The sequence below is a fragment of the Williamsia sp. z34 genome (genome assembly GCF_059553395.1).
On sequence record NZ_JCANWW010000002.1, the window covers coordinates 122461 to 144648 of the forward strand.

Below are 22188 nucleotides of genomic sequence, written 5' to 3' on the forward strand. Positions count from 1 at the left end.
CACCACGCTCGGCGCAGTACGGGCATGATCGGTGTCATGACACTCGACCTCACACCGGATGAATTGCTCACCACCACCAGGACCGTACGTAAACGCCTCGACCTGACCCGGCCGGTACCGCTGGAACTGATCAAGGAATGTCTCGAGATCGCTTTGCAGGCCCCGTCCGGTTCGAACCGGCAGGGGTGGCAGTGGCTGGTCATCACCGATCCGGAGATCCGGGCCACCCTGGGCCGGATCTATGGCGAGCTCGTCGATGAGTACCTCGACTCGAATCAGTCGGCGGCCAAACTGTTCGCCGACGACCCCGACCGCGCGCCTGTTCAGCAGCGGATCGGTGGCAGCGTGGCCTGGCTCGGCGAACACATGGGTCAGGTGCCGGTGCTGGTGATCCCGTGCATCAAGGCCGGAAAGACCCTCCCGGCGGGCAATCAGGCGGGCTTGTGGGGCTCGTTGTTGCCGGGAGTGTGGAGTTACGCGCTCGCGGCACGGGCCCGAGGGCTCGGAACCGCCTGGACCACATTGCATTTGCAACGTGAAGCCGAGATCGCCGAATTGCTGGGTATCCCGGCCGGATTCCACCAGGCCGCGTTGATCCCGACCGCCTACTTCACCGGCGAGACGTTCAGGCCGGCGCCGCGGGAACCGCTCGAAAACGTCCTGCACATCGATCGTTGGTGAAACCGCGGTGGAATTGTGGTCTGAGCGCGGGTGTTAAATATCGACATGACAGCAACCGAACCAGTCAAGCCCGCCGCGCCCTCGACCACGGAGCTGTGGGTGCAGCGCACCGGAACCCGTCGGTACACCGGTCACAGTAGCCGCGGTGCCGAGGTCCTGATCGGCTCGGACGGGGTCGAAGGCGTCTTCACCCCGGGCGAGCTGCTGAAGATCGCGCTGGCGGCGTGTACCGGGATGAGTTCGGACAAGCCGCTGTCCCGTCGGCTCGGCGACGACTACGACGCCACCATCCGGGTCAGTGGTGCCGCCGACCGTGAGAACGAGGTCTACCCGCAGCTCGACGAGGTGCTCGAGGTGGACCTGTCCGAACTCGATCCCGAAGCGGCTCAGCGGTTGCTCGTGGTGGTCGAGCGGGCCGTCGATGCGGTCTGCACGGTCGGCCGCACCCTCAAGGCGGGCACCAAGGTCGGATTGACCATCGACACCGACTAGAAGAAGCCGATCAGGCGAAACGGAGTAGGTCATGGCGGACGCGGGGTCTGAATTGGTGCGGATGCGGGCCTGGGTGCACGGATACGTGCAAGGTGTGGGCTTTCGCTGGTGGACGCGTTCGCGCGCGCTCGAACTGGGACTGGTGGGGTCTGCGTCGAATCAACGCGATGGCAGGGTCCTGATCACCGCCGAGGGCGAGCGCGCCGCATGCCAGGCCCTCCTGGACCAGATCGAGGCCGGGAAGAGCCCCGGAACGGTCGACACGGTGGTCACCGACTGGGAACCCCCACGGGGAGACCTCACCGGATTCGTCGAGCGCTGACGGTAGGCTGAGGCGCTGTGCACCTCAAGAGCCTGACCCTGAAGGGATTCAAGTCCTTCGCGTCGGCAACCACCCTGCGTTTCGAACCGGGTATCACCTGTGTCGTCGGTCCCAACGGGTCCGGCAAGTCGAACGTGGTCGACGCCCTGACCTGGGTGATGGGCGAGCAGGGCGCCAAAGCACTCCGTGGCGGCAAGATGGAAGACGTCATCTTCGCGGGCACATCGGGTCGCGCGGCTCTGGGCCGGGCCGAGGTGACGCTGACGATCGACAACTCCGACGGCGCGTTGCCCATCGACTATTCCGAGGTGTCGGTGACACGCCGGATGTTCCGCGACGGAGCCGGCGAATACGAGATCAACGGCAGTTCCTGCCGGTTGATGGATGTCCAGGAACTGCTCAGTGACTCCGGCATCGGCCGGGAGATGCACGTCATCGTCGGACAGGGGCGCCTCGCCTCGATCCTCGAATCCCGGCCGGAAGAACGCCGGGCCTTCATCGAAGAGGCCGCCGGTGTCCTCAAACACCGCAAGCGCCGGGAGAAGGCGGTCCGCAAGCTCGACGCGATGCAGGCGAACCTGTCCCGGCTGGGCGACCTGACCTCGGAGCTGCGCCGTCAGCTCAAACCGCTCGGTCGACAGGCCGAGATCGCCCGGCGTGCGCAGACGGTACAGGCAGACCTGCGTGATGCCCGGCTCCGGCTCGCCGCAGACGACCTGGTGATCCGGCGCAACGAGCTGGCCGAGCAGCAAACCAGTGAGAGCGAACTCCGCAGGCAGACCGGCGAACTGGCGGCACAGCTCGATGAACTCCAGATCCAGGTCGACGACAACGAGAAGTCGCTGGCCCAGATCGTCCCGGCGGCCAATGAGGCCGGGCAGGCCTGGTTTGCCCTCTCGGCGCTGACCGAACGGGTCGGCGCGACCTGCCGCATCGCCGCCGAGCGCAGCCGCTACCTGGCCGAACCGGTGCGACCCGACTCGAGCCGCGATCCCGAACAACTCGAGCGGCAGGCAGAGGCCGCCGCCGCCGAGGAGGCCGCGCTCACCGAGTCCGTCGAAGAGGCAGGCATGCAACTCGACGGGGCGAAAGAAGCGCTCGCCGAACTGGAGGAAGAAGCCGCCGCGGCCCAGCGTGCACACATGGCGGCCGTCCGGGCCGTTGCCGACCGGCGCGAGGGGCTGGCCCGGCTCGAAGGACAGGTAGACAACCTGCGCACGAAGGTCGAGACCATCGACGCGGAAACGGCCCGACTCGGTGCTGCCATCGAGAACGCGGCCGCCCGCGCCGAGTCGGCGGGCGAGGAGTTCGATGCCGCGGCGGCGACGGTGGCCGACCTCGATGCCTCCGAACTGGGTCTGGACGAACACCACGAGCGCAGTGTGGCCGCGCTCAACCAGGCCAACGAGCGGGTCGCCGAACTACAGGCCGCCGAACGAGCAGCCGAACAACGGGTCACCTCGCTCAAGGCCCGAATCGACGCCCTGGCCGTCGGACTGGAACGCAAAGACGGCGGCGCTTGGTTGATGGAGCACCGTTCGGCCGATCTACTCGGCCCGATGTCCTCGCTGCTGCGTGTCGAGGAAGGCTTCGAAGCCGCCATCGCCGCGGCGCTGGGCCCGGCCGCCGACGCAGTGGCCACCGCCGACCTGCCCAGGGCCCGTGCGACGTTGTCGGCGCTGCGGGAGAACGAGGGTGGACGGGCGTCGGTACTCATCGGCGGGGTCGAATCGGACGGCCGCGGCCACGCGGCCCTGCCTGCCGGTGCCCGGTGGGCGCTCGAAGTCGTCTCAGTGCCCGAATCGCTGACCGGTGCTGTTGAACTCCTGCTCGGCTACACCGTTGTCGCCGACACCGTCGAGGTCGCCGAACTGGTAGTCGATGACGCGAAAAATATTGTGCCGCACGTTGGTTCGTTGCGGATCGTGACTCTTGACGGCGACCTGATCGGCGCCGGATGGCGGAGCGGCGGTACCGGTGCACGGCCGTCTACCATCGAGGTGCAATCCGCGATCGACGCCGCCCGAAGCGATCTGGTGCAGGCCGATCGTCGCCGCGAAGAACTCATGGCCGCCCTGTCCGGCGCCCTGGCCCAACAGTCGGACTGCCGCGACACCGCTGAACAGGCACTCGCCGCGCTGCACGAATCGGACGCCCAGCTCGGTGCGATCTACGAACAACTCGCGCGGCTCGGTCAGACGGCCCGGGCAGCGCAGGAGGAATCGTCCCGTCTGGCGGCGCAGCGTGCTCGGATCGAGGACAGCCGAACCGAGGCGATGGCCACACTCGCGGCCGCCGAAGAGCGTTTGCACATGGCCCGGGACGAGAGTTCCGATCGCGGCGGCGACGGTGAACTGCCGGACACCGAGCGGGATGCGGCAGCGGCCGCGGTCGCCGAGGCCAGGGCCGTCGAGATGGAATCCCGGCTGGTCCTGCGCAGTGCCGAGGAGCGCCTGGCCTCGGTTCGCGGCAAGGCCGATTCATTGCGACGGGCCGCCCGCGCCGAGCGGGAGGCGCGCGAGCGCGCAGAACGTCAGAACAAGGCCCGGGCCCACGCTGCGGAAGTCGCTGCGGTTGCTCTGGAGCTCGGGAAGCAGATCGCTCTGCGACTGGAAAGCGCGGTGGCGCAGGCACAGTCGTATCGCGATGAGCTCGAGCGTGAACGCGCCACGCGGACCGAACACCTCGACGTGGCCAAGAAGGCCGCTGCCGAGGTCGGCGGCAAGCTCACCGCGCTGAAGGACGCGGTCCACCGGGACGAGGTGGCCAAAGCGCAGGTGTCGCTGCGGATCGAACAGCTCGAAGAGCAGATCATGAACGACTTCGCGATCAGTCCCGACGATCTCATCGCCGAATACGGGCCGGACAACGCGTTGCCCCCGACAGACCTGGAGATCGCCGAATACCACCAGGCCAAGGAGCGCGGCGAGACGGTGGTCGCACCGACTCCGATCCCGTTCGACCGGGCCACCCAGCTGGCCCGTGCCAAGAAGGCGCAAAAAGATCTGAACACCCTCGGTAAAGTGAATCCGCTTGCGCTGGAGGAGTTTGCCGCACTCGAGGAGCGCTACAACTTCCTGTCCACGCAACTCGAGGACGTGAAGAAGGCCCGGCAAGATCTTCTCGACGTCGTGCAGGACGTCGACAACCGGATCTTGCAGGTGTTCACCGAGGCCTACGCCGATGTCGAACGGGAGTTCGTCGAGGTCTTCAAGACCCTGTTCCCCGGCGGTGAGGGACGTCTGGTCCTGACCAACCCGTCGGACATGCTGACCACCGGCATCGAAGTGGAGGCCCGTCCGCCCGGCAAAAAGGTCAAACGACTGTCGCTGTTGTCCGGTGGTGAGAAGTCGCTCACCGCGGTCGCCATGCTGGTGGCGATCTTCCGGGCGCGTCCCTCACCCTTCTACGTGATGGATGAGGTCGAGGCGGCCCTCGACGACACCAACCTCCGCCGACTGATCACGCTTTTCGAGCAGCTCCGCGAGAAGTCACAGTTGATCGTCATCACTCACCAGAAGCCGACCATGGAGGTCGCCGACGCGCTCTATGGCGTCAGCATGCAGGGCGACGGCATCACCACGGTCATCTCGCAGCGGATGCGTGGCCAGGATCTCGGGGCGCCGACCGTCGACGCGGGTCAGCCGGCCACCTGACTGAGCAGTACCGCGAAGTCCCCGGCCTGGTCGGTCCAGGTGTGGTGGCGCTCGAGGCCGGCGGTCGCGAGCTCGTCGTGCAGGGTGTCGAGGTCGAACTTGGTGCTGATCTCGGTGAGGATCTCGGCGCCCTTGCGCAGTTCCCAGCTGCGTTCGATCGTCCCGAACTCGGCCGAGATGTCGCGGCGGGCCCGGAGCCACATCTCGATCCGGTGTTCGGCGGGGTTCCACCGCGCGATGTGGTCGAAGTCGTCGGCGTAGAGGCCCCGGGCGGCCAGACCACTCCGCAAGACCTCGATCACGTTGCGGTTGAAATCGGCGGTCACGCCGGCGCGATCGTCGTATGCGGCGATGAGTCGGCCGGGATCCTTGATCAGGTCGGCACCGAGCAGGAAGAAGTCGCCGGGACGCAATGCTCCGGAGATGCGCCGAAAGAAGTCGGCGCGCTCGCCGGTCTCGAGGTTGCCGATGGTGCCGCCCAAGAAGATCGCCATCCGCGGACCGGGATGGTGTACCAGGGACAGCGCCGGATCCCCGAAATCGGCGTGAAGTGGTTGCACCTCGATGGCTGGGAACTCGGCAGCGAGCTGCTCGGAGGCCGAGAGCAACATCTCGACGCTGACGTCGAGGGGTACGTACGTGAAGGCGCCGCCGCGATCGGTGAACGCCTGCAACAACAGTCGGGTCTTCTCCGATGTGCCGGACCCGAGCTCGATCATCGTGCGGGCCGCCGACTCCGCGGCGATGTCGTCGCTGTGCGCCCGCAGGATCTCGGTTTCCCGGCGGGTCGGGTAGTACTCCGGGAGGCGGGTGATCTCGTCGAACAATTCGCTGCCGCGTTTGTCGTACAGCCACTTCGCCGGCAGGACCGGCGGATCCTGCCACAGGCCGACCACCGCATCGGCCACCAGATCTGGATTCACGGACGCGTTCGACCCCGTCATCGTCATCGGGCCAGCCGCAGGCCGCTGAGTACCCACCGCGACGGAGCCGGGAAGAAGTTGCGGTAGGTGATCCGTTCGTGGCCGCGTGGTGTCAGAGCGCTCGCACCACGCAACACGTGCTGATCGCTCATGAACTTGCCGTTGTATTCACCGACCGCACCATTGGCCGGTACGAACCCGGGGTAGGGGAGATAGGCACTCGCTGTCCATTCCCACACGTCGCCGACCATCGATTCGGTGGCGACCGAAGGATGACATCGCTGCGGATCGAGCAGTCCACCGCGCCGCCCACCCGTGACGGCGGCGGCGTGCTCCCACTCGAACTCGGTCGGGAGGCGGGCACCGGCCCACCGTGCGTAGGCGTCGGCCTCATAGAAGGAGACGTGCGCAACGGGCTCGTCGAGGACGACCGGACGCCGACCGGACAGCGTGAACGTGGTCCACGTTCCGTCATCGTTGCTCCAGTAGCCGGGCGCGGACCATCCGGTCTCCTGGATGCGGGCCCAGCCGTCGGACAACCAGAACTCGCTGCGCCGGTAACCGTCGTCGGCCATGAACTCCAGCCACTCACCATTGGTGACCTGCCGGTTGGCGATCTCGTAGTCCTGCAGATGGACCGGGTGGCGTGGACCCTCGTTGTCGTAGCTGAACCCGCGACCGTCGGCGCCGATCTCGACCAGCCCACCGGTCATCGACTTCCAGCGCAGGGGTGGGGCGGTCTCGGTCGACTCGGATGTCCGTTCGACGTACACCGGACCGAACGGATGGGTGGAGAGCAAGTGCTTGATGTCCATCAGGATGAGTTCCTGATGCTGTTGCTCATGGTTACAGCCGAGCTCCACCAGCCTGATCGCGGCCTCGTCGAGCTGGTCCTCGGTGAGGGCGCGGACCAGCGCGCGGTCGATGTGTTCGCGGTAACGGGTGACCTCTTCGAGGCCCGGCCGGGTGATCAGGCCACGCTCCGGGCGGGGATGCCGGGCACCGACGGCCTCGTAATAGCTGTTGAAGAGATAGCGGAACGACTCGTCGTACACGGTGTATCCGGGGAGCTCGCGGAGGATGAACTCCTCGAAGAACCAGCTGATGTGCGCGCGGTGCCATTTCGTGGGGCTCGCGTCCGGCATCGACTGAGGTGTCTGGTCTTCGGGGGAGAGTGCTGCGGTGAGACGGTCGGTGAGCCCGCGCACGTCGAGGAATTTCGTGGTCAGAGCGGACTGGTCAACCGAAATGCTCATGTTCGTCTCCTGGTCTTGGTCAGGGCGTAACGAGTATGGGTGCAGGGTCTGACAATCACCGTACGCCCAGATCAAGATCATCGGTGCGGTTGCGAACGTTCGCTCGACTGTGTCCGGACGTACGCCCGCGAGCTCCTCTGGCAGACTGGGCCGGTGAACTCAGGTGCAGTAATCGCGATCGTCGTTGTCGTTGCCGTGTTGCTCTTGGCCCTGGTGGTGGCGGGCCTGGTGGTCTCGCGCCGCCGTCGAATCTCCCTGCGCGACAGCGAAGATCAGATCACCGGCTCCGATGGCACCCGGCAGGTCGACAAATCGGGTGGCTATCAGGCCGGTTCGGGATTCTCCTTCACCCAGGGCGGGGCGGGGACGACGGTCGCCGAGCCGCCGACCCCGGACATCCCGACCGCACCCCACAAAGAGGTCGCACCGGAGCCCCGGGTCGTCGAACCGCCCGTCGTCGAACGCCCCGTGGTCGAACCGCCTGCTGCCCAGACCCCGGTGGCAGAGCCCGACGTGGCTCAGCCGGAGACCGCAGAACCGAAGACCGCAGAACCGGAACTCGCCGAGCCCCAGACCGTTGAACCGGAGACCGTCGTACCGGAGCCCGCCGAACCGGAAACCGTGACGCCGGAGGTCGTCGAACCCGAGGTGATCGCAGAACCTGCGGCGCCGGCGCCGGAAACCGTTGTCGTGACCGAGCCCGAGGTCACCGAGCCCAAGCTCGACGAGATCGCGCCGACGGCGGGCCGGCTGGGCCAACTCCGTGGTCGTCTGTCCCGGTCCCAGAATGCGCTGGGCAAGAGCATGCTCGGACTGCTCGGCGCCGGCGACCTGGACGAGGACAGCTGGGAAGAGATCGAGGACACGCTCCTGATGGCCGACCTCGGCACGTCGGTGACGATGGCAGTCGTGGAACAGCTGCGTACCGAACTCGCGCAGGCGCCGGTCCGTTCGGCGGCCGAGGTCCGGGCCCTGCTCCGCAAGGTGTTGATCGCCCAGGTCGAGCCGGATCTGGACCGCTCGATCCGCGCGCTTCCGCATGCCGGCAAGCCGTCGGTCCTGCTGGTGGTCGGTGTCAACGGCACCGGCAAGACGACCACCACCGGCAAATTGGCCCGCGTTCTGGTAGCCGACGGGCGCCGGGTGCTGCTCGGTGCGGCCGACACCTTCCGCGCCGCCGCCGCCGACCAACTGCAGACGTGGGCCGAGCGGGTCGGTGCCGAGGTGGTCCGCGGTAAAGAAGGTGCCGACCCCGCCGCGGTCGCGTTCGATGCCGTCTCACGTGGCATCGACGAAGGCGTCGATGTGGTCATGATCGACACCGCAGGCCGCCTGCACACCAAAACCGGCCTCATGGACGAGCTGGGCAAGGTCAAACGGGTCGTCGAGAAGCGGGCCGCCGTCGACGAGGTGCTGTTGGTGCTGGACGCGACCACCGGTCAGAACGGCCTGACCCAGGCGAAGGTGTTCTCCGAGGTCGTCTCGATCACCGGGGTGGTCCTGACGAAGCTGGACGGCACCGCCAAGGGCGGCATCGTCTTCCATGTGCAGCGCGAGCTGGGTGTGCCGGTCAAGCTGGTGGGTCTGGGAGAGGGCGCCGACGATCTGGCACCGTTCGAACCGGAGGCCTTCGTCGACGCACTGCTGGGATGAAAGATTCTGGCTCAGATCGTCCCAATCGCCGCGACCGGTGGCAGCCTCACACAACAAATCAACGTCGGTCCGGCGCTCTGATCAACGTGGTTCCTGCCGGTATACATAGATGAAACATGAATCGGGTGGCGGTTCACACGCCTGAAACACCAGAGGACCCTAAACGAAATCCTCGACCGCCAATCTCTTTGAAGGCGCCGAGCCGTCGGCGCACTCTAGGAGGTTTCTTACAGTGGTTTTGGCACTGCCAGACGATGCGTTTGCGCCCTACGACGTCGGGGCGACCGCCTGGGTCCTGACGAGCGCCGCACTCGTGCTCTTCATGACACCGGGACTGGCCTTCTTCTACGGTGGCCTATCGCGTCAGAAATCCGTCATCAACATGATGATGATGTCCTTCGGCTCCCTCGGCGTCGTGAGCGTGATCTACGTGCTCTGGGGTTACTCGATGTCGTTCTCGTCATCGACGACCGGCGACGACGACATCCTGGGCATCTTCGACAACCCGTTCTCGCTCTTCGGCCTCAATCAACTGATGGAGACCAAGGACATCGACGGTGAGACGCTGAATGTCATCGGCGGCTTCGGAGACGTCCCGGCCATCGTGTGGGCCGGCTTCCAGCTCACCTTCGCGGTGATCACTGTCGCACTGATCTCGGGTGCCCTGGCCGAGCGCGTCAAGTACTCGACGTGGCTGGTCTTCACCGGCATCTGGGCCACCCTGGTGTATTTCCCCCTGGCGCACATGGTTTGGGGCGGCGGTCTGCTCTCGAACGCCGAGACCAGCTTCTCGTCGTGGATCTTCGGTACCGAGGACGTCGACGGTGACATCGTCGCCAAGGTCGCCCCGATCGACTTCGCCGGCGGCACGGTCGTTCATATCAACGCAGGTATGGCAGCGCTGGTCCTGGTGCTGATCATCGGTAAGCGCGCCGGGTGGGGACGCACCGCCTTCCGTCCGCACAATGTCCCGTTCGTGATGCTCGGTGCCGCGATCCTGTGGTTCGGCTGGTTCGGTTTCAACGTCGGATCCGAAGGCACCGCCGACGCTTTGGCAGGTCTGGTCTGGATCAACACCACCGCGGCCACCGCGGCAGGCCTGATCGGCTGGCTGGTGGTGGAGAAGATCCGCGACAAGTCGGCCACCGGTGTGGGCGCGGCGTCGGGCATCGTCGCCGGCCTGGTCGCCATCACCCCGGCCTGTGGCGCGCTCACCCCGATCGGTTCGCTGATCCTCGGTGTGATCGCCGGTGCACTCGCCGCCCTTGCCGTCGGTCTCAAGACCAAGCTCGGTTTCGATGACTCGCTCGATGTCGTCGGCGTGCACCTCGTCGCCGGCCTGTGGGGCACCGTCGGCATCGGCCTGCTGGCCTCCGAGACCGGTCTCTTCTACGGCGGCGGCGGAAAGCAGTTGGTCATCCAGATCGTCATCGCCCTGGTTGCTGTCGCATTCACCGCGGTCATGACCGCCATCATCGCCTTCGCCCTCAAGCCACTCGGGTGGCGGGTCAGCACCGAGGATGAGGACACTGGTATCGATGAGACGGATCACCGCGAAAGCGCGTATGACTTCGCTTAAGTCCTGCAAACTCAATCTCGCTACGTGATCCTCATGGAGGGATACAACAAATGAAGCTAGTTACCGCGATCGTGAAGCCGTTCACGCTCGAAGATGTCAAGGCTGGTCTGGAGCAAGCAGGTGTTGTCGGTATGACCGTCAGCGAAGTCCAGGGTTACGGGCGCCAGAAGGGCCACACCGAGGTCTACCGCGGTGCGGAGTACTCGGTCGACTTCGTTCCGAAGGTCCGGGTCGAGGTCGTCGTCGACGACGCGGCAGTGGACAAGGTCGTCGACGTGATCGTCGAAGCCGCACGCACCGGCAAGATCGGTGACGGCAAGGTCTGGGTCTCCCCGGTGGAAGCCGTCATCAGGGTGCGTACCGGGGAACGCGGCAGCGAAGCCCTGTAAGACAGTGCCATTTCTCAATGGCGGTCGCGGTCCTGCTTCCGAGGAACCCTCGGAGGCAGGACCGCAGCCGTCTCACGCGACCCCTGCTGCGGCAACAGACCTCGTCACGGCACGCAAACAACTACTCACCCGCGCCGATGGCAACAAGCGCATCGACGCGCCCGCCCTGCGGCGGGTGCTGGTCGATCTACATGACTTCTGGCTCACCACCAAGGCGGCCGAGATCGGGATCAAACCCGGTAGCGGGTTTGCGATCGTCGCGGTCGGTGGACTCGGACGCCAGGAGTTGTTACCCCACTCAGACCTCGACCTGATCCTGCTCCACGACGAGATGGACCCGGCGGTCGTCGCCGAGGTCGCCGATCAGATCTGGTATCCGTTGTGGGACGCGCACATCAAACTCGACCACAGCGTGCGGACGGTGTCGCAGGCCCTGCAGGTTGCCGCCTCCGACATGTCTGCGGCGCTCGGACTCCTCGAGGCCCGGCACATCGCCGGTGACGAGGATCTCTCACGGCTCCTGATCGGTGGTGTGCGCCAGCAATGGCGCACCGACATCCGCTCGCGCTTCGGCGGATTGGTCGACCAGGCCCGGGATCGCTGGCGTCGCAGTGGCGACATCGCGCACCGGGCCGAACCGGATCTGAAATATGGCCGCGGCGGTTTACGGGACGTGCACATGCTCGACGCGCTCGCAATCGCCCAGCTGACCGACGGCATGGCCGCGCTGCGGCCTGATTCGCCCGGTGGTGGTCTGCGCCAGGCGTATACGCGATTGTTGGACGTTCGTACCGAACTGCACCGGATCACCGGCCGGCCCCGGGAACAGCTACGGGCGCAGGACGCCGACGAAATCGGTGCCGCACTCCGGATAGGTGATCGGTTCGAGTTGGCGCGCACGATCAGTGACAGTGCCCGCACCATCAGCTACGCCGTCGACGTGGGTCTGCGCACCTCGTCGAACTCCTTGCCCCGCAAGGGTTTGTCGAAGTTGCGACGATCTCCGATCCGGCGCCCGCTCGACGAAGGTGTGGTCGAGCACCAGGGCGAAGTGGCGCTGGCGCGCAATGCGTTCCCCAGCAAGGATCCCGGACTCATCCTCCGGGTCGCGGCGGCGTCGGCGCGGACCGGCCTGCCGATGGCGGCGGCGACGCTGGCGCGGCTCGCGGATTTCGCGCCGGAACTGCGCGAACCCTGGCCCGCGGACGCGCTGAGCGATCTGTTGGTTCTACTCGGGTCCGGCGAGCACATGATCCGGCCGATCGAGGCGTTGGACCGAACCGGTCTGTGGGGTCGGCTCATCCCGGAATGGGGTGCGGTGCGCGACCTTCCGCCCCGAGATCCCATCCACACCTGGACCGTCGACCGGCATCTCGTCGAGACCGCCGCCAACGCAAGCGCTTTGACCACGCGGGTGTCCAGGCCGGACCTACTGGTCCTCGGCGCCCTGATACACGACCTCGGCAAGGGGCGCGGCGCCGATCACAGCGTTGTCGGCGCCGAACTCGCCAACCAGGTCGGCAATCGTTTCGGGTTGTGGCCCGAGGACGTGGTGATCCTGTCGAAGATGGTCCGCTACCACCTGCTGTTGCCGGAGATGGCCACCCGCCGCGACCTCGACGACCCGGCGACGGTGCAGAGTGTCGTCGACACCCTCGGGGGGTCACGGGTTTTGCTCGAGTTGCTCGCCGCGCTGGCCGAGGCCGATTCGCTGGCCACCGGGCCGGGTGTCTGGGGTGATTGGAAGGCTTCGCTGATCGGCGAACTGGTCCGGCGTTGTCTGCGGCTGATGGAGGGTGGCGAACTGTCCATCCCCGATCCGCTGACGCCGGAGCTGATCGCCCTCGCCGAGGCCGGCGGCATCAGCGTCGAGATGGTGTCCACCGACAACCAGCACACTTTCGCCGTGACGATGATCGCGCCCGAGCAGCCGGGCCTGTTGTCCCGCATGGCCGGAGTGTTGTCGTTGCGGGGCCTGAGGTTGCTCAGTGCGGTCGTACAGACGCACGCCGGGAGTGCGGTCAACACCTTCCTCGTGTCGCCGATCTTCGGTGATCCGGGTGAGGTGGGGCTGCTTCGTCAGCAATTGATCCAGGCAGTCGAAGGTGGGATCGATGTGATCGCCCGCCTGGACGCCAAGGAACGCGACAGCGCGCCGCCGGCGCCACCGGACGGCAGTGTGTCGCCCGCGGTGCCCGCTCTGTTCGCGCAGGCACCCCCGAAGGTGATCTGGTTCGACGGCTACGACGACAGCAGCGTCATCCTCGAACTCCGTGCCGGTGACCGGGTCGGGCTGCTGGCCCGGGTCAGTGACGTTCTCGAACGTCACGGCGCCAACATCACCTGGGCGAAGGTCGCCACCATGGGCGGATCGGTCGTCGACTCGTTCTGTATCCGGTTGCCCGGAGATGGCTCGCAGACCCGTGACCAGCTAGAACAAGCGATTCTTGCGGTGGTACCACCACCGGCGCCACCCCGAGAACACGACGACAAACCCGGTAAATCCGGTGTCCCGATAGGCTAGGGGCATGTTCGACTCCCTCTCAGGCCGGTTGGCCGGTGTCCTTACCGATCTGCGCGGCAAGGGCAAGCTGTCCGATGCCGATATCGATCGCACGTGTCGCGAGATCCGTCTCGCGCTTCTCGAGGCCGACGTGGCGCTGCCCGTCGTCCGCGGCTTCATCAGCCGGGTCAAGGAACGGGCCAAGGGCGCCGAGGTGTCCGGGGCGCTGAACCCGGCGCAGCAGGTCGTCAAGATCGTCAACGAGGAACTCGTCGGCATCCTTGGTGGCGAGACCCGGCGAATCCAGTTCGCCAAGACCCCGCCGACGGTGATCATGCTCGCGGGTCTGCAGGGTGCCGGTAAGACGACGCTCGCCGGAAAACTGGCGGCCTGGCTGAAGAAGCAGGGGCACACCCCCATGCTCGTGGCCTGTGACCTCCAGCGTCCCGGTGCCGTCAGCCAGCTGCAGATCGTCGGTGAACGTGCCGGCGTGCCGGTGTACGCGCCACACCCGGGACAGGGCGTCGGTGGTACCGGCGAACTCGGTGTCTCGGGCCACGACGGTGCGGAAAGCCTTGCCGAGCCGATCGAGGTCGCCAGAGGCGGTGTCGCCGAAGCCACGGCGAAGTTGCACGATGTGGTGATCATCGACACCGCGGGTCGCCTCGGTATCGACGAGGAACTGATGCGGCAGGCCCGGGGGATCCGCGACGCGGTCAACCCCGACGAAGTGCTGTTCGTCCTCGACGCCATGATCGGTCAAGACGCCGTGGCCACCGCCGAGGCGTTCGCCGACGGTGTCGACTTCACCGGTGTGGTGCTCACCAAGCTCGACGGCGACGCCCGTGGTGGTGCCGCGTTGTCGGTTCGCGAGATGACCGGCCGCCCCATCATGTTCGCGTCCACGGGAGAGAAGCTCGAAGACTTCGACGTCTTCCACCCCGACCGGATGTCGAGTCGCATCCTCGGCATGGGCGACGTGCTCAGCCTCATCGAGTCGGCGGAGCAGCACTGGGACGTGCAGCAGGCCGAGGACGCGGCGAACAAGATCAGTCAGGGCGAGCTGACACTCGAGGACTTCCTCGAACAGATGCTGATGATCCGCAAGATGGGCCCAATCGGGAACCTGCTCGGCATGTTGCCGGGCGCGGGTCAGATGAAAGATGCGCTCTCCCAGGTCGACGACAAGCAGCTCGACAAGGTGCAGGCGATCATCCGCGGTATGACGCCCGCCGAACGCGACAACCCCAAGATCATCAACGGTTCCCGCCGGGCCCGGATCGCCAATGGTTCGGGTGTCACCGTCAGCGACGTCAACCAACTCGTCGATCGGTTCTTCGACGCGCGGAAGATGATGTCGCAGATGGCCGGCCGGATGGGCATGCCCGGTGGCAATCGCAAGGTGAATCGCAAAAAGGGCGGCAAGAAGGGCAAGAAGGGCGGTCGCGGACCCACGCCGCCGAAGGTGCGGGGCGGTTTCCCGGGCGGTATGCCCGGTGGAATGCCCGCCGGCTTCCCGGATCTGTCGAACATGCCTGCCGGCCTCGATCAGCTTCCGCCCGGGCTCGAGGGTATCGACGTCAGTCAGTTCCAGCGGCCCAAGAAGAAGTAACCGGAACCCGACGTATGGTGCAGTCGCAGTTGCACTTTCGGGGTCGTGCGGTCGGGACCGGTGAACCGGTCGAGTTCTGGGTATCCGACGGCGTGATCTCGCACGAGTCGGTGCCCGGCGCGGTCACCGTGACCGACGGCGGCTGGATCATGCCCGGTCTGGTGGATGCCCACAATCACGTGGGTATTGCACCGGGGCTCGGGGTGACCATCGAGCAGGCCCGTGCTTTCGCGTACGCCGATGTCCGGGCCGGTGCGACGCTGATCCGAGAGGTCGGCTCGCCGCTGGACACACATCCACTCGACGCCGATCCCCGTTGCCCGCAGTTCATCCGGGCGGGCAAGCACATCGCCCGTCCCAAGCGCTACCTGCGTGACTACGGCGTCGACCTCGATGACGTCACGGATCTGCCCGCCGAGGTGGCCAGGCAGGTGGACGCAGGAGACGGCTGGGTCAAACTCGTGGGGGACTGGATCGACCGCGACCGCGGCGATCTGGCACCGCTGTGGCCCGAGGATGTGCTGCGCGAAGCGATCTCCGTCGCGCATGACCGCGGCGCAAAGGTGACCGCCCACGTCTTCGGCACCGAGGCCTTGTACGGGTTGATCGGCGCCGGCATCGATTGCATCGAACACGGCACCGGGCTCAACGACGAGCTCATCGCGGTGATGGCGGAGCGCCGGATCGGATTGGTGCCCACCATGATCCAGGTGGAGAACTTCCCGTCGATCGCCGACGGCGCCGACCGGTTCCCGGCATACCAGAAACACATGCGCAAGCTCTACGCCGATGCGCCGGCAACATTTGCGAGTGCGGCCGCCGCCGGGGTCGACATCTACGCCGGTACCGACGCGGGCGGATTCGTCGAACACGGGCGCATCGTCGACGAGGTGGTGGCACTGGCCGGGATTGGTCTGGGCGCGCGAGCGGCCATCGACGCCGCCTGCGGTTCGGCGCGCCGCTGGCTCGGCGTCGGTGCCCTCGATGCGGGCGATCGCGCGGATGTCCTTGTGCTCTCGGGTGATCCGATCTCGGATCTGACCGTGCTGCGGACGCCGCAGGCCATCGTCTGCGGCGGCAACGTCATCTGAAGCCGCGGTCAGCCGCGCGCCCGGACATGGACGCGCTCACCCTGTGCCCCGAAGAGGTTGAGGACTTCGGCCGGTTCCGGCCCGATCGCTCCGATCCAGTGGGGTACGTGGGTGTCGAACTCGACCACCTCGCCCGGCGCCAACTCGAGATCCTGTTCTCCGAGGATCAGGCGGACCCGTCCCGACAGGACGTACAACCACTCATAACCCTCATGGGTCTTGAGGTCGGGGTGCTGGACGTTCTGCGGGGGGATGATCTGTTTGAACGCCTGGACACCGCCGGCCCGTCGCGAGAGCGGGATGAATGTCCGGCCGTGGCGGTTGATCGGCCGCAGATGTATCCGCGGGTCTCCGGTCGGGGGTGCGCCGACGAGCTCATCGAGGGGGATCGAGTATGCCTTGGCCAACGGCAGCAGTAATTCGAGTGTGGGTTTACGACCGCCGGATTCGAGCCGCGACAGCGTGCTCTCGGAGATGCCGGTCGTCGCGGAGAGGTCGGCGAGTGTGATGTCACGGTTGCGACGTAGTGCACGCAGTCGTGGACCGACCGCGGTCAGGGCCTGGTTCAAGTCGTCGTCCATGTCTGGAGAGTCTGCCAAATATTGCTGAGATGGCAAACAAACTTGCCGGAATCGGCGAGGTGGGCGCAGGGTGGCGGACATGACTGAACAGATGCAGAGTGAATACGACGTGGTGGTCGTCGGCGGTGGTGCCGCGGGCTTGAGCGGGGCTTTGATGCTGGGGAGGTCCAGGCGCTCGGTCCTGGTCATCGACTCCGGTGCCCCGCGCAACGCACCGGCCGCGGGGGTGCACGGCTTTCTCACCAGGGAAGGGGTCGCCCCGGCCGAGCTCATCGGGATCGGCCGCGAGGAAGTCCTCCGGTACGGCGTCCACCTGGCCGACGGTGAGGTTGTCGAGGTCGACGGCACCGTCGATGCCGGATTTGCCGTCACCGTTGCCGGCGGCCGAACCGTCCGCGCGCGCCGGCTGCTGTTGACCACCGGATTGATCGACGAACTGCCCGACATCCCCGGGTTGCGGGAGCGGTGGGGCAAAGATCTGCTGCACTGCCCGTACTGCCACGGCTGGGAGGTGCGCGGTCAGGCGATCGGCGTCCTCGCGACCAATGCCTGGGCGATACACCAGGCGCAGATGTTCCGTCAGTTGAGTCCGGACGTGACGCTCTTCCTCAACGATGCGCTGACACCGTCCGCTGAGGATGCGCCGGCACTGTCGGCCCGGGGGATCAAGGTTGTCGAGGGCGCGGTGGTCGCGGTGGAGTCGTCGGGGGACAGGCTCACCGGTGTCCGGCTCGCGGATGGGACGTTCGTCGAACGCGAGGCGCTCACCGTGACGCCGAGATTTGTCGCCCGCGCGGGATTCCTCGCCGACCTCGGTCTGGAATCGCAGGCGCACCCGATGGGTGTCGGTGAGCACATCCCGGCTGACGAGAACGGGGTGACATCCGTGCCGGGCGTCTGGGTCGCCGGCAACATCACCAATCTGATGGCGCAGGTGTCCGCCGCGGTCGCTGCCGGAGCGATGGCCGGCGCCCAGATCAACGCCGACCTCATCGCCCAGGAGGTCCGCGAAGCAGTCGCCTCGAACGCGACCACCTGACCCGACGCCGCAACAAGGGCACGGTCGACGGCAACGAAGGCACGCTCGGCGGTGATATCGGCACGGTCGACGGGGGAGGTGCCGGGCAGAAACGGGTGTGATTTCAGTTCGGGCGCCCGACTCTGGCAGAATGGTCAGCTGGTTCGCCGGACCCGGCTAGACACCGACCGGCGGTCACACCACACGAACAGCAAAACCGGGCATCTCAATTCCGAGATGTCGCCGAATTGCACTGTGACCATAGAAGGAAGTAACTCGTGTCTGTCAAGATCAAGCTCACCCGCCTCGGCAAGATCCGCAATCCCCAGTACCGCATCGTCGTCGCCGACGCGCGTACCCGCCGCAATGGCCGGGCCATCGAGACCATCGGTCGGTACCACCCCAAAGAAGAGCCTTCGCTGATCGAGATCGACACCGAGCGTGCGCAGTACTGGCTGGGAGTCGGCGCACAGCCGACCGAGCCCGTCGCCGCACTCCTGAAGATCACCGGTGACTGGCAGAAGCACAAGGGCCTGCCGGGCGCCGAGGGCACCCTGCGGGTTGCCGAGCCGAAGCCGTCGAAGCTGGATCTGTTCAACGCCGCGCTCGCCGCTGCCGACAACGCACCCGCCGCCGAGGCCACCACCCCGAAGAAGAAGGCCGCCAAGAAGGCCGACAGCAGCGCCGACGAGGCTGCAGCCGAGGCTCCCGCTTCTGAGGCAACCGACAAGTGAGTGTCGTTGTCGCCGACGCAGTCGAACATCTCGTTCGCGGCATCGTCGCCTTCCCGGATGACGTGCGAGTTGAGCTCGTCACCGGCCGGCGCGGACGTTTTGTCGAGGTTCACGTGAACCCGGAAGATCTGGGTAAGGTCATCGGCCGTAACGGTCGTACGGCCACCGCGTTGCGCACTCTGGTCACCGGTATCGGTGGCCGGGGTGTGCGGGTCGACATCGTCGACACCGATCGCTGATCGGAAAGACACATGGATCTGGTTGTCGGCCGCGTTGCCAAAACGCACGGCGTGCGCGGTGAACTGGTGGTCGACGTCCGGACCGATGAACCCGGCGAACGCTTTGCCGTCGGCAATGTCCTTCGTGGGCGCAAGTCGACCGGCAAGAACACGTTTGTCGAGAACAACTACACGGTGACGGCCGCCCGGAATCATTCCGGGCGGCTGTTGCTGACCCTGGCGGAGGTCGCCGACCGCGACACGGCCTCCGACATGCGGGGCACGCTCTTCCTCATCGACTCCGATGCCGTCTCCTCCGGCGACGACCCGGACGAGTTCTATGACCATGAGCTCCAAGGAGCCCCGGTCCGGACCGTGTCCGGCGACGATGTCGGTGTTGTCACCGACGTCGTCCACATGCCCGGCGGTGATCTCCTGTCGGTGAAGACGGCCGATGGCCGCGACATCCTCATCCCGTTCGTGGCGGCGATCGTCCCCACGGTCAGTCCCGACCTCATCGAGATCGATCCGCCCGACGGCCTCCTGGATCCGGAGTGACCGAGGTGTCCTCGCAGGCGGAAACGCCTGAGCCCGCACTTCGGATCGGCGTCGTCTCGATTTTCCCCGAATACCTCGAGCCGATGCGAATGGCGTTGCTCGGCAAGGCGATCGACCGAGGCATACTCGCGCTCGACACATACAACCTCCGCGACTGGACCCACGATGTACACCGGGCCGTCGACGATTCGCCCTACGGTGGCGGTCCCGGGATGGTCATGAAACCCACCGTGTGGGGTCCCTGTCTGGACGAGGTCTGTCCGGATGACGCCCTGCTGGTGGTACCGACGCCGGCCGGTGTCCCGTTCACCCAGCAGACGGCCCAGGCCTGGAGCAAAGAACATCACATCGTCTTTGCCTGCGGCCGGTACGAGGGCATCGACCAGCGAGTGATCGATGATGCCGCCAAACGCGTTCGCGTCCAAGAGGTTTCGATCGGCGACTTTGTACTCATCGGTGGCGAGGTGGCCGTGATGGCCATGGTGGAGGCCACCGTCCGCCTGATCGACGGGGTTCTGGGCAATGCGAACTCGCATCAGCAGGACTCGTTCTCCGACGGTTTGCTCGAAGGTCCCAGCTACACCAGGCCGCCGTCGTGGCGTGGACTGGACGTACCCCCGGTGCTGCTCAGCGGCGACCACGCCAAACAGGAGCGGTGGCGTCGCGAGCAGTCCATCGAACGCACCCGCGCGCGTCGTCCCGATCTCCTGCCACCTGATCTGTTGCCACCCGGCCCGACGGAGTCCGGCGCGGGTTAGGATCGCCGCACACCAATGGGGGGTGGGCGATGAGTACGGAATCCGCACGGGCGGTGCCGATGAACACGCGGGCCTGGGAGTCGGTGCTCGATGACGTCGACCGGCAACGTGCACAACTGCGCGAGGTCGAAGAACAACTGCGCACGATGACCGTCGAGGTGACCTCGACGGATCGACTGGTCACGGTCGTCACCAATGCCCGCGGCGCCCTGATCGACCTGCACCTGGAACCACTGGCCCTGCGCCGTTATCGCGCCGACCAGTTGTCATCGCTGATCTGTGAACTCACTGCGCGCGCCGACGGGGAACTCGCCGGGCAGCGGAACCAGCTGACCGAACAGATCGTCAGAAACCCGGGGCCGCACTATCGGGATCTCGATGAGATCACCCCTGTGGAGGGGGTGCGATGAGCCAGGGATCCGGTGGTGAACTGCTGCTCGACGATGCGGCGCTGGTCGCCGCGGCCCGTCGGCTCGCGCCGCTGGTCGGGGAACTCGATGCAGCTCTGGCAGAGGTCGATTCGATCATCGCCGACCTCCGGCACGACTGCTCCGGTCACCACACCGGTGCCGGGTTCGACGTCGCCCAGACCCGATCGGCACAGGTCACCGGGGTGCATCTGCGGGCCACCCGCACCGCCGTTCTCGAGTTCAGCAGTGACCTCGCCCGGGCGGCCGCCGAGTTCGGTGATGCCGACGCCACCGCGGCGGCAGGGATCGGGACCGGTCAATGCTGAGCGAGCCGATTCCGGACCTGCTGGAAAAGCATTGGCCGGCAACGGATCCCGAACGGCTACACCGGGCAGGCGAGCGGTTCACGTTGCTGATGCAGCGACTGTCGCAGGTGCAGGTTGCTCTCGGTGACGCGGCTCGTGACATCGCCGCGACCGGTGGCGGACAGGCGGTGGTGGCCATGGCAGATCAGGCCCGCCGCATCGCCGATGTCGAAGTCGCGACCGCCATCGAACGAATCGATCATCACGCCACCGCGACCCACGCCTACGGTGATGCGGTTGCCCGGACGCAGGAACGGTTGACCGTCGTTGCGGCGATTGCCGATCGAGACGTGCTGGCCGGTCAGGTCGTCGCCACGGCGACCGGTGACACCACCGGGCTGGTGGGTGCACATGCTGCGGCGGCCCGGGTGATCACCGCTGCCGCCGGACAACTCGATTGGCGAACCCGCGAGATCACCGACGACCTGCAATCGCACGATGAGCCCGACCGCGGCGAGGCCCGGTCCGGCGCCGGGGGAGCGCCGATGATGGCCCCGATGGGTGGCGCCATGGCGGGAGCCTTGGCAGGCGTGATGGCGCCCGCGCGTGGCTCAGATCATCGATCGGACCTCGACGTCGCCGAAGTGGATCTGGCGATGCTGCGCGCGCGGGCGGCGCACCTGGCCGCTGTACAGCCACCGGAGGTGGCACCGTGGATCCGGATCGCGGTCGGCCTCGGCCTCGCCGGCGACGGCAGGCACGTCGTGGTGGTCGGGACCAGTGAACTCGGTGGATACCTACGTCCGGGTACATCGCCGGAACCACACGAGGTCGTCGTCGGCGATGGGCGTGCACCCGAACTCGCGATCATGGGTTACTTCGCCGGCCGCGACATCGAGCCGTTGGCCGTCTGTGCCGCCACCCCACCGCCGCCGGAGGTCGCCGCCGAGATCGCCGAGAGCGGAGCCCACAGCCTCGGCGTCGACGACGGCAGTGCCCAGGACGCCGGGCAGTGACCGCACACCGGATCGATGTCCTGGGATCAGGCGTTGCCGGCCTGGTCGATCGGGTCGAACCCGGTCAGGTGAGCCGAGCAGGTTTGATCCTGACCGTCACCGCGCTCGACGCCGCAGCGGTCCCGACCGACGGTGTGATCACCGCTGTACTGACCGATTGGCGCGCGAACCGGCCGATCGGCCCGGGGCATCGACTGTCGATCGGGTCGATGCGAGCCCGGCTGGACGGGGCGGCGCTGTCGGCGGGGCAGGCGGGCCGGATGACGGACCACCGCGCGGAGTTCGGCCGGGCCCGCGCCGTGGCCGCGCTGGAGTTCGGCATCGCCGGTCGGGGGCGCGACGGGCTGCGCGAACTCGTCTGCGAGGCGTGCGCGGCAACCGGTTCGACCGTATTGATCGCAAATGTCCTTCGTGATCACATCGGGGGATAACC

At 66.6% G+C, this 22188-nt stretch carries 22 protein-coding genes; 19 read left to right on the forward strand and 3 right to left on the reverse strand.

Annotated elements, in window-relative coordinates; all coding sequences use genetic code 11:
* The first annotated feature begins 36 nt into the window (after positions 1 to 36).
* The 4 genes from AC51GT_RS04885 to smc are packed head-to-tail and all read left to right on the forward strand — an operon-like array spanning position 37 to position 5151.
* Positions 37 to 681: a nitroreductase family protein gene (locus tag AC51GT_RS04885; protein ID WP_496328068.1), complete on the forward strand. Its 645-nt coding sequence runs from the start codon at positions 37 to 39 to the stop codon at positions 679 to 681.
* Positions 682 to 726: 45 nt separating this feature from the next.
* Complete coding sequence (locus AC51GT_RS04890) at positions 727 to 1173, forward strand: OsmC family protein (RefSeq protein WP_496328069.1); 447 nt, start codon at positions 727 to 729, stop codon at positions 1171 to 1173.
* Positions 1174 to 1204: 31 nt separating this feature from the next.
* Complete coding sequence (locus AC51GT_RS04895) at positions 1205 to 1495, forward strand: acylphosphatase (RefSeq protein ID WP_496328070.1); 291 nt, start codon at positions 1205 to 1207, stop codon at positions 1493 to 1495.
* A gap of 17 nt (positions 1496 to 1512) precedes the next feature.
* A complete protein-coding gene (gene smc / locus AC51GT_RS04900; protein ID WP_496328071.1) occupies positions 1513 to 5151 on the forward strand; it encodes a chromosome segregation protein SMC in 3639 nt (1212 codons plus the stop codon).
* Here smc and egtD read toward each other — a convergent pair.
* Both egtD and egtB read right to left on the reverse strand, forming a co-directional pair.
* Positions 5136 to 6101, reverse strand: a complete 966-nt coding sequence (egtD, locus tag AC51GT_RS04905; protein WP_496328072.1) for an L-histidine N(alpha)-methyltransferase — start codon at positions 6099 to 6101, stop codon at positions 5136 to 5138. The genes smc and egtD overlap by 16 nt on opposite strands.
* Positions 6098 to 7330, reverse strand: coding sequence for an ergothioneine biosynthesis protein EgtB (egtB, locus tag AC51GT_RS04910; RefSeq protein WP_496328073.1), 1233 nt, complete (start codon positions 7328 to 7330; stop codon positions 6098 to 6100). Before egtB ends, egtD begins: the two co-directional genes overlap by 4 nt.
* A gap of 153 nt (positions 7331 to 7483) precedes the next feature.
* Here egtB and ftsY point away from each other — a divergent pair, with 153 nt between their 5' ends.
* The 6 genes from ftsY (at position 7484) to AC51GT_RS04940 (ending at position 16157) form a co-directional block, all read left to right on the forward strand.
* Entirely contained in the window at positions 7484 to 8983 is a 1500-nt protein-coding gene (gene ftsY, locus AC51GT_RS04915) for a signal recognition particle-docking protein FtsY (protein ID WP_496328074.1), read from the forward strand.
* A 232-nt stretch (positions 8984 to 9215) separates the two neighbouring features.
* Positions 9216 to 10562, forward strand: coding sequence for an ammonium transporter (locus AC51GT_RS04920; protein WP_496325356.1), 1347 nt, complete (start codon positions 9216 to 9218; stop codon positions 10560 to 10562).
* 50 nt (positions 10563 to 10612) lie between these two features.
* Positions 10613 to 10951 (forward strand): P-II family nitrogen regulator, encoded by a 339-nt coding sequence (locus AC51GT_RS04925; protein ID WP_495516783.1) that lies wholly within the window; start codon positions 10613 to 10615, stop codon positions 10949 to 10951.
* Positions 10952 to 10955: 4 nt separating this feature from the next.
* On the forward strand, positions 10956 to 13475 hold the full coding sequence (locus AC51GT_RS04930) for a [protein-PII] uridylyltransferase (protein WP_496325355.1): 2520 nt from the start codon (positions 10956 to 10958) through the stop codon (positions 13473 to 13475).
* A gap of 4 nt (positions 13476 to 13479) precedes the next feature.
* Positions 13480 to 15066: a signal recognition particle protein gene (gene ffh, locus AC51GT_RS04935; RefSeq protein WP_496325354.1), complete on the forward strand. Its 1587-nt coding sequence runs from the start codon at positions 13480 to 13482 to the stop codon at positions 15064 to 15066.
* Between the two features lie 14 nt (positions 15067 to 15080).
* Positions 15081 to 16157 carry an amidohydrolase family protein gene (locus AC51GT_RS04940; RefSeq protein WP_496328075.1) on the forward strand — a complete coding sequence of 359 codons (1077 nt, stop codon included), beginning with the start codon at positions 15081 to 15083 and terminating at the stop codon, positions 16155 to 16157.
* A gap of 8 nt (positions 16158 to 16165) precedes the next feature.
* Here AC51GT_RS04940 and AC51GT_RS04945 read toward each other — a convergent pair whose 3' ends face one another.
* Positions 16166 to 16738 carry a helix-turn-helix domain-containing protein gene (locus AC51GT_RS04945; RefSeq protein WP_496325352.1) on the reverse strand — a complete coding sequence of 191 codons (573 nt, stop codon included), beginning with the start codon at positions 16736 to 16738 and terminating at the stop codon, positions 16166 to 16168.
* 79 nt (positions 16739 to 16817) lie between these two features.
* On the opposite strand from AC51GT_RS04945, the gene AC51GT_RS04950 reads away from it, so the two are divergent.
* From AC51GT_RS04950 to AC51GT_RS04990, 9 genes are all read left to right on the forward strand, one after another.
* The gene (locus AC51GT_RS04950; protein WP_496328076.1) at positions 16818 to 17777 is read left to right on the forward strand and encodes an NAD(P)/FAD-dependent oxidoreductase; all 960 of its coding nucleotides are present in this window, start codon (positions 16818 to 16820) and stop codon (positions 17775 to 17777) included.
* 257 nt (positions 17778 to 18034) lie between these two features.
* The gene (rpsP, locus tag AC51GT_RS04955; RefSeq protein WP_496328077.1) at positions 18035 to 18490 is read left to right on the forward strand and encodes a 30S ribosomal protein S16; all 456 of its coding nucleotides are present in this window, start codon (positions 18035 to 18037) and stop codon (positions 18488 to 18490) included.
* On the forward strand, positions 18487 to 18729 hold the full coding sequence (locus AC51GT_RS04960; RefSeq protein ID WP_482139001.1) for an RNA-binding protein: 243 nt from the start codon (positions 18487 to 18489) through the stop codon (positions 18727 to 18729). The genes rpsP and AC51GT_RS04960 overlap by 4 nt, the downstream gene beginning before the upstream one ends.
* 12 nt (positions 18730 to 18741) lie before the next feature.
* Positions 18742 to 19266: a ribosome maturation factor RimM gene (gene rimM / locus AC51GT_RS04965; protein WP_496325349.1), complete on the forward strand. Its 525-nt coding sequence runs from the start codon at positions 18742 to 18744 to the stop codon at positions 19264 to 19266.
* The gene (gene trmD, locus AC51GT_RS04970) at positions 19263 to 20024 is read left to right on the forward strand and encodes a tRNA (guanosine(37)-N1)-methyltransferase TrmD (RefSeq protein ID WP_496325348.1); all 762 of its coding nucleotides are present in this window, start codon (positions 19263 to 19265) and stop codon (positions 20022 to 20024) included. Before rimM ends, trmD begins: the two co-directional genes overlap by 4 nt.
* 29 nt (positions 20025 to 20053) lie before the next feature.
* On the forward strand, positions 20054 to 20434 hold the full coding sequence (locus AC51GT_RS04975) for a YbaB/EbfC family nucleoid-associated protein (protein WP_496325347.1): 381 nt from the start codon (positions 20054 to 20056) through the stop codon (positions 20432 to 20434).
* Complete coding sequence (locus AC51GT_RS04980) at positions 20431 to 20760, forward strand: hypothetical protein (RefSeq protein WP_496328078.1); 330 nt, start codon at positions 20431 to 20433, stop codon at positions 20758 to 20760. Before AC51GT_RS04975 ends, AC51GT_RS04980 begins: the two co-directional genes overlap by 4 nt.
* Positions 20754 to 21755, forward strand: coding sequence for a hypothetical protein (locus tag AC51GT_RS04985; protein WP_496328079.1), 1002 nt, complete (start codon positions 20754 to 20756; stop codon positions 21753 to 21755). The genes AC51GT_RS04980 and AC51GT_RS04985 overlap by 7 nt, the downstream gene beginning before the upstream one ends.
* Positions 21752 to 22186: a hypothetical protein gene (locus tag AC51GT_RS04990; RefSeq protein ID WP_496325344.1), complete on the forward strand. Its 435-nt coding sequence runs from the start codon at positions 21752 to 21754 to the stop codon at positions 22184 to 22186. The genes AC51GT_RS04985 and AC51GT_RS04990 overlap by 4 nt, the downstream gene beginning before the upstream one ends.
* Positions 22187 to 22188: the final 2 nt, after the last annotated feature.

Excerpts from the sequence above, each read along its gene's own strand:
- egtD (WP_496328072.1), bottom strand. The coding sequence starts at position 6,101 with ATGACGATGACGGGGTCGAACGCGTCCGTGAATCCAGATCTGGTGGCC.
- AC51GT_RS04945 (WP_496325352.1), bottom strand. The coding sequence starts at position 16,738 with ATGGACGACGACTTGAACCAGGCCCTGACCGCGGTCGGTCCACGACTG.
- AC51GT_RS04975 (WP_496325347.1), top strand. The coding sequence starts at position 20,054 with ATGAGTACGGAATCCGCACGGGCGGTGCCGATGAACACGCGGGCCTGG.
- AC51GT_RS04895 (WP_496328070.1), top strand. The coding sequence starts at position 1,205 with ATGGCGGACGCGGGGTCTGAATTGGTGCGGATGCGGGCCTGGGTGCAC.
- AC51GT_RS04980 (WP_496328078.1), top strand. The coding sequence starts at position 20,431 with ATGAGCCAGGGATCCGGTGGTGAACTGCTGCTCGACGATGCGGCGCTG.
- AC51GT_RS04940 (WP_496328075.1), top strand. The coding sequence starts at position 15,081 with ATGGTGCAGTCGCAGTTGCACTTTCGGGGTCGTGCGGTCGGGACCGGT.
- ffh (WP_496325354.1), top strand. The coding sequence starts at position 13,480 with ATGTTCGACTCCCTCTCAGGCCGGTTGGCCGGTGTCCTTACCGATCTG.
- egtB (WP_496328073.1), bottom strand. The coding sequence starts at position 7,330 with ATGAGCATTTCGGTTGACCAGTCCGCTCTGACCACGAAATTCCTCGAC.
- rimM (WP_496325349.1), top strand. The coding sequence starts at position 18,742 with ATGGATCTGGTTGTCGGCCGCGTTGCCAAAACGCACGGCGTGCGCGGT.
- AC51GT_RS04985 (WP_496328079.1), top strand. The coding sequence starts at position 20,754 with ATGCTGAGCGAGCCGATTCCGGACCTGCTGGAAAAGCATTGGCCGGCA.
- AC51GT_RS04890 (WP_496328069.1), top strand. The coding sequence starts at position 727 with ATGACAGCAACCGAACCAGTCAAGCCCGCCGCGCCCTCGACCACGGAG.
- AC51GT_RS04925 (WP_495516783.1), top strand. The coding sequence starts at position 10,613 with ATGAAGCTAGTTACCGCGATCGTGAAGCCGTTCACGCTCGAAGATGTC.
- AC51GT_RS04885 (WP_496328068.1), top strand. The coding sequence starts at position 37 with ATGACACTCGACCTCACACCGGATGAATTGCTCACCACCACCAGGACC.
- AC51GT_RS04950 (WP_496328076.1), top strand. The coding sequence starts at position 16,818 with ATGACTGAACAGATGCAGAGTGAATACGACGTGGTGGTCGTCGGCGGT.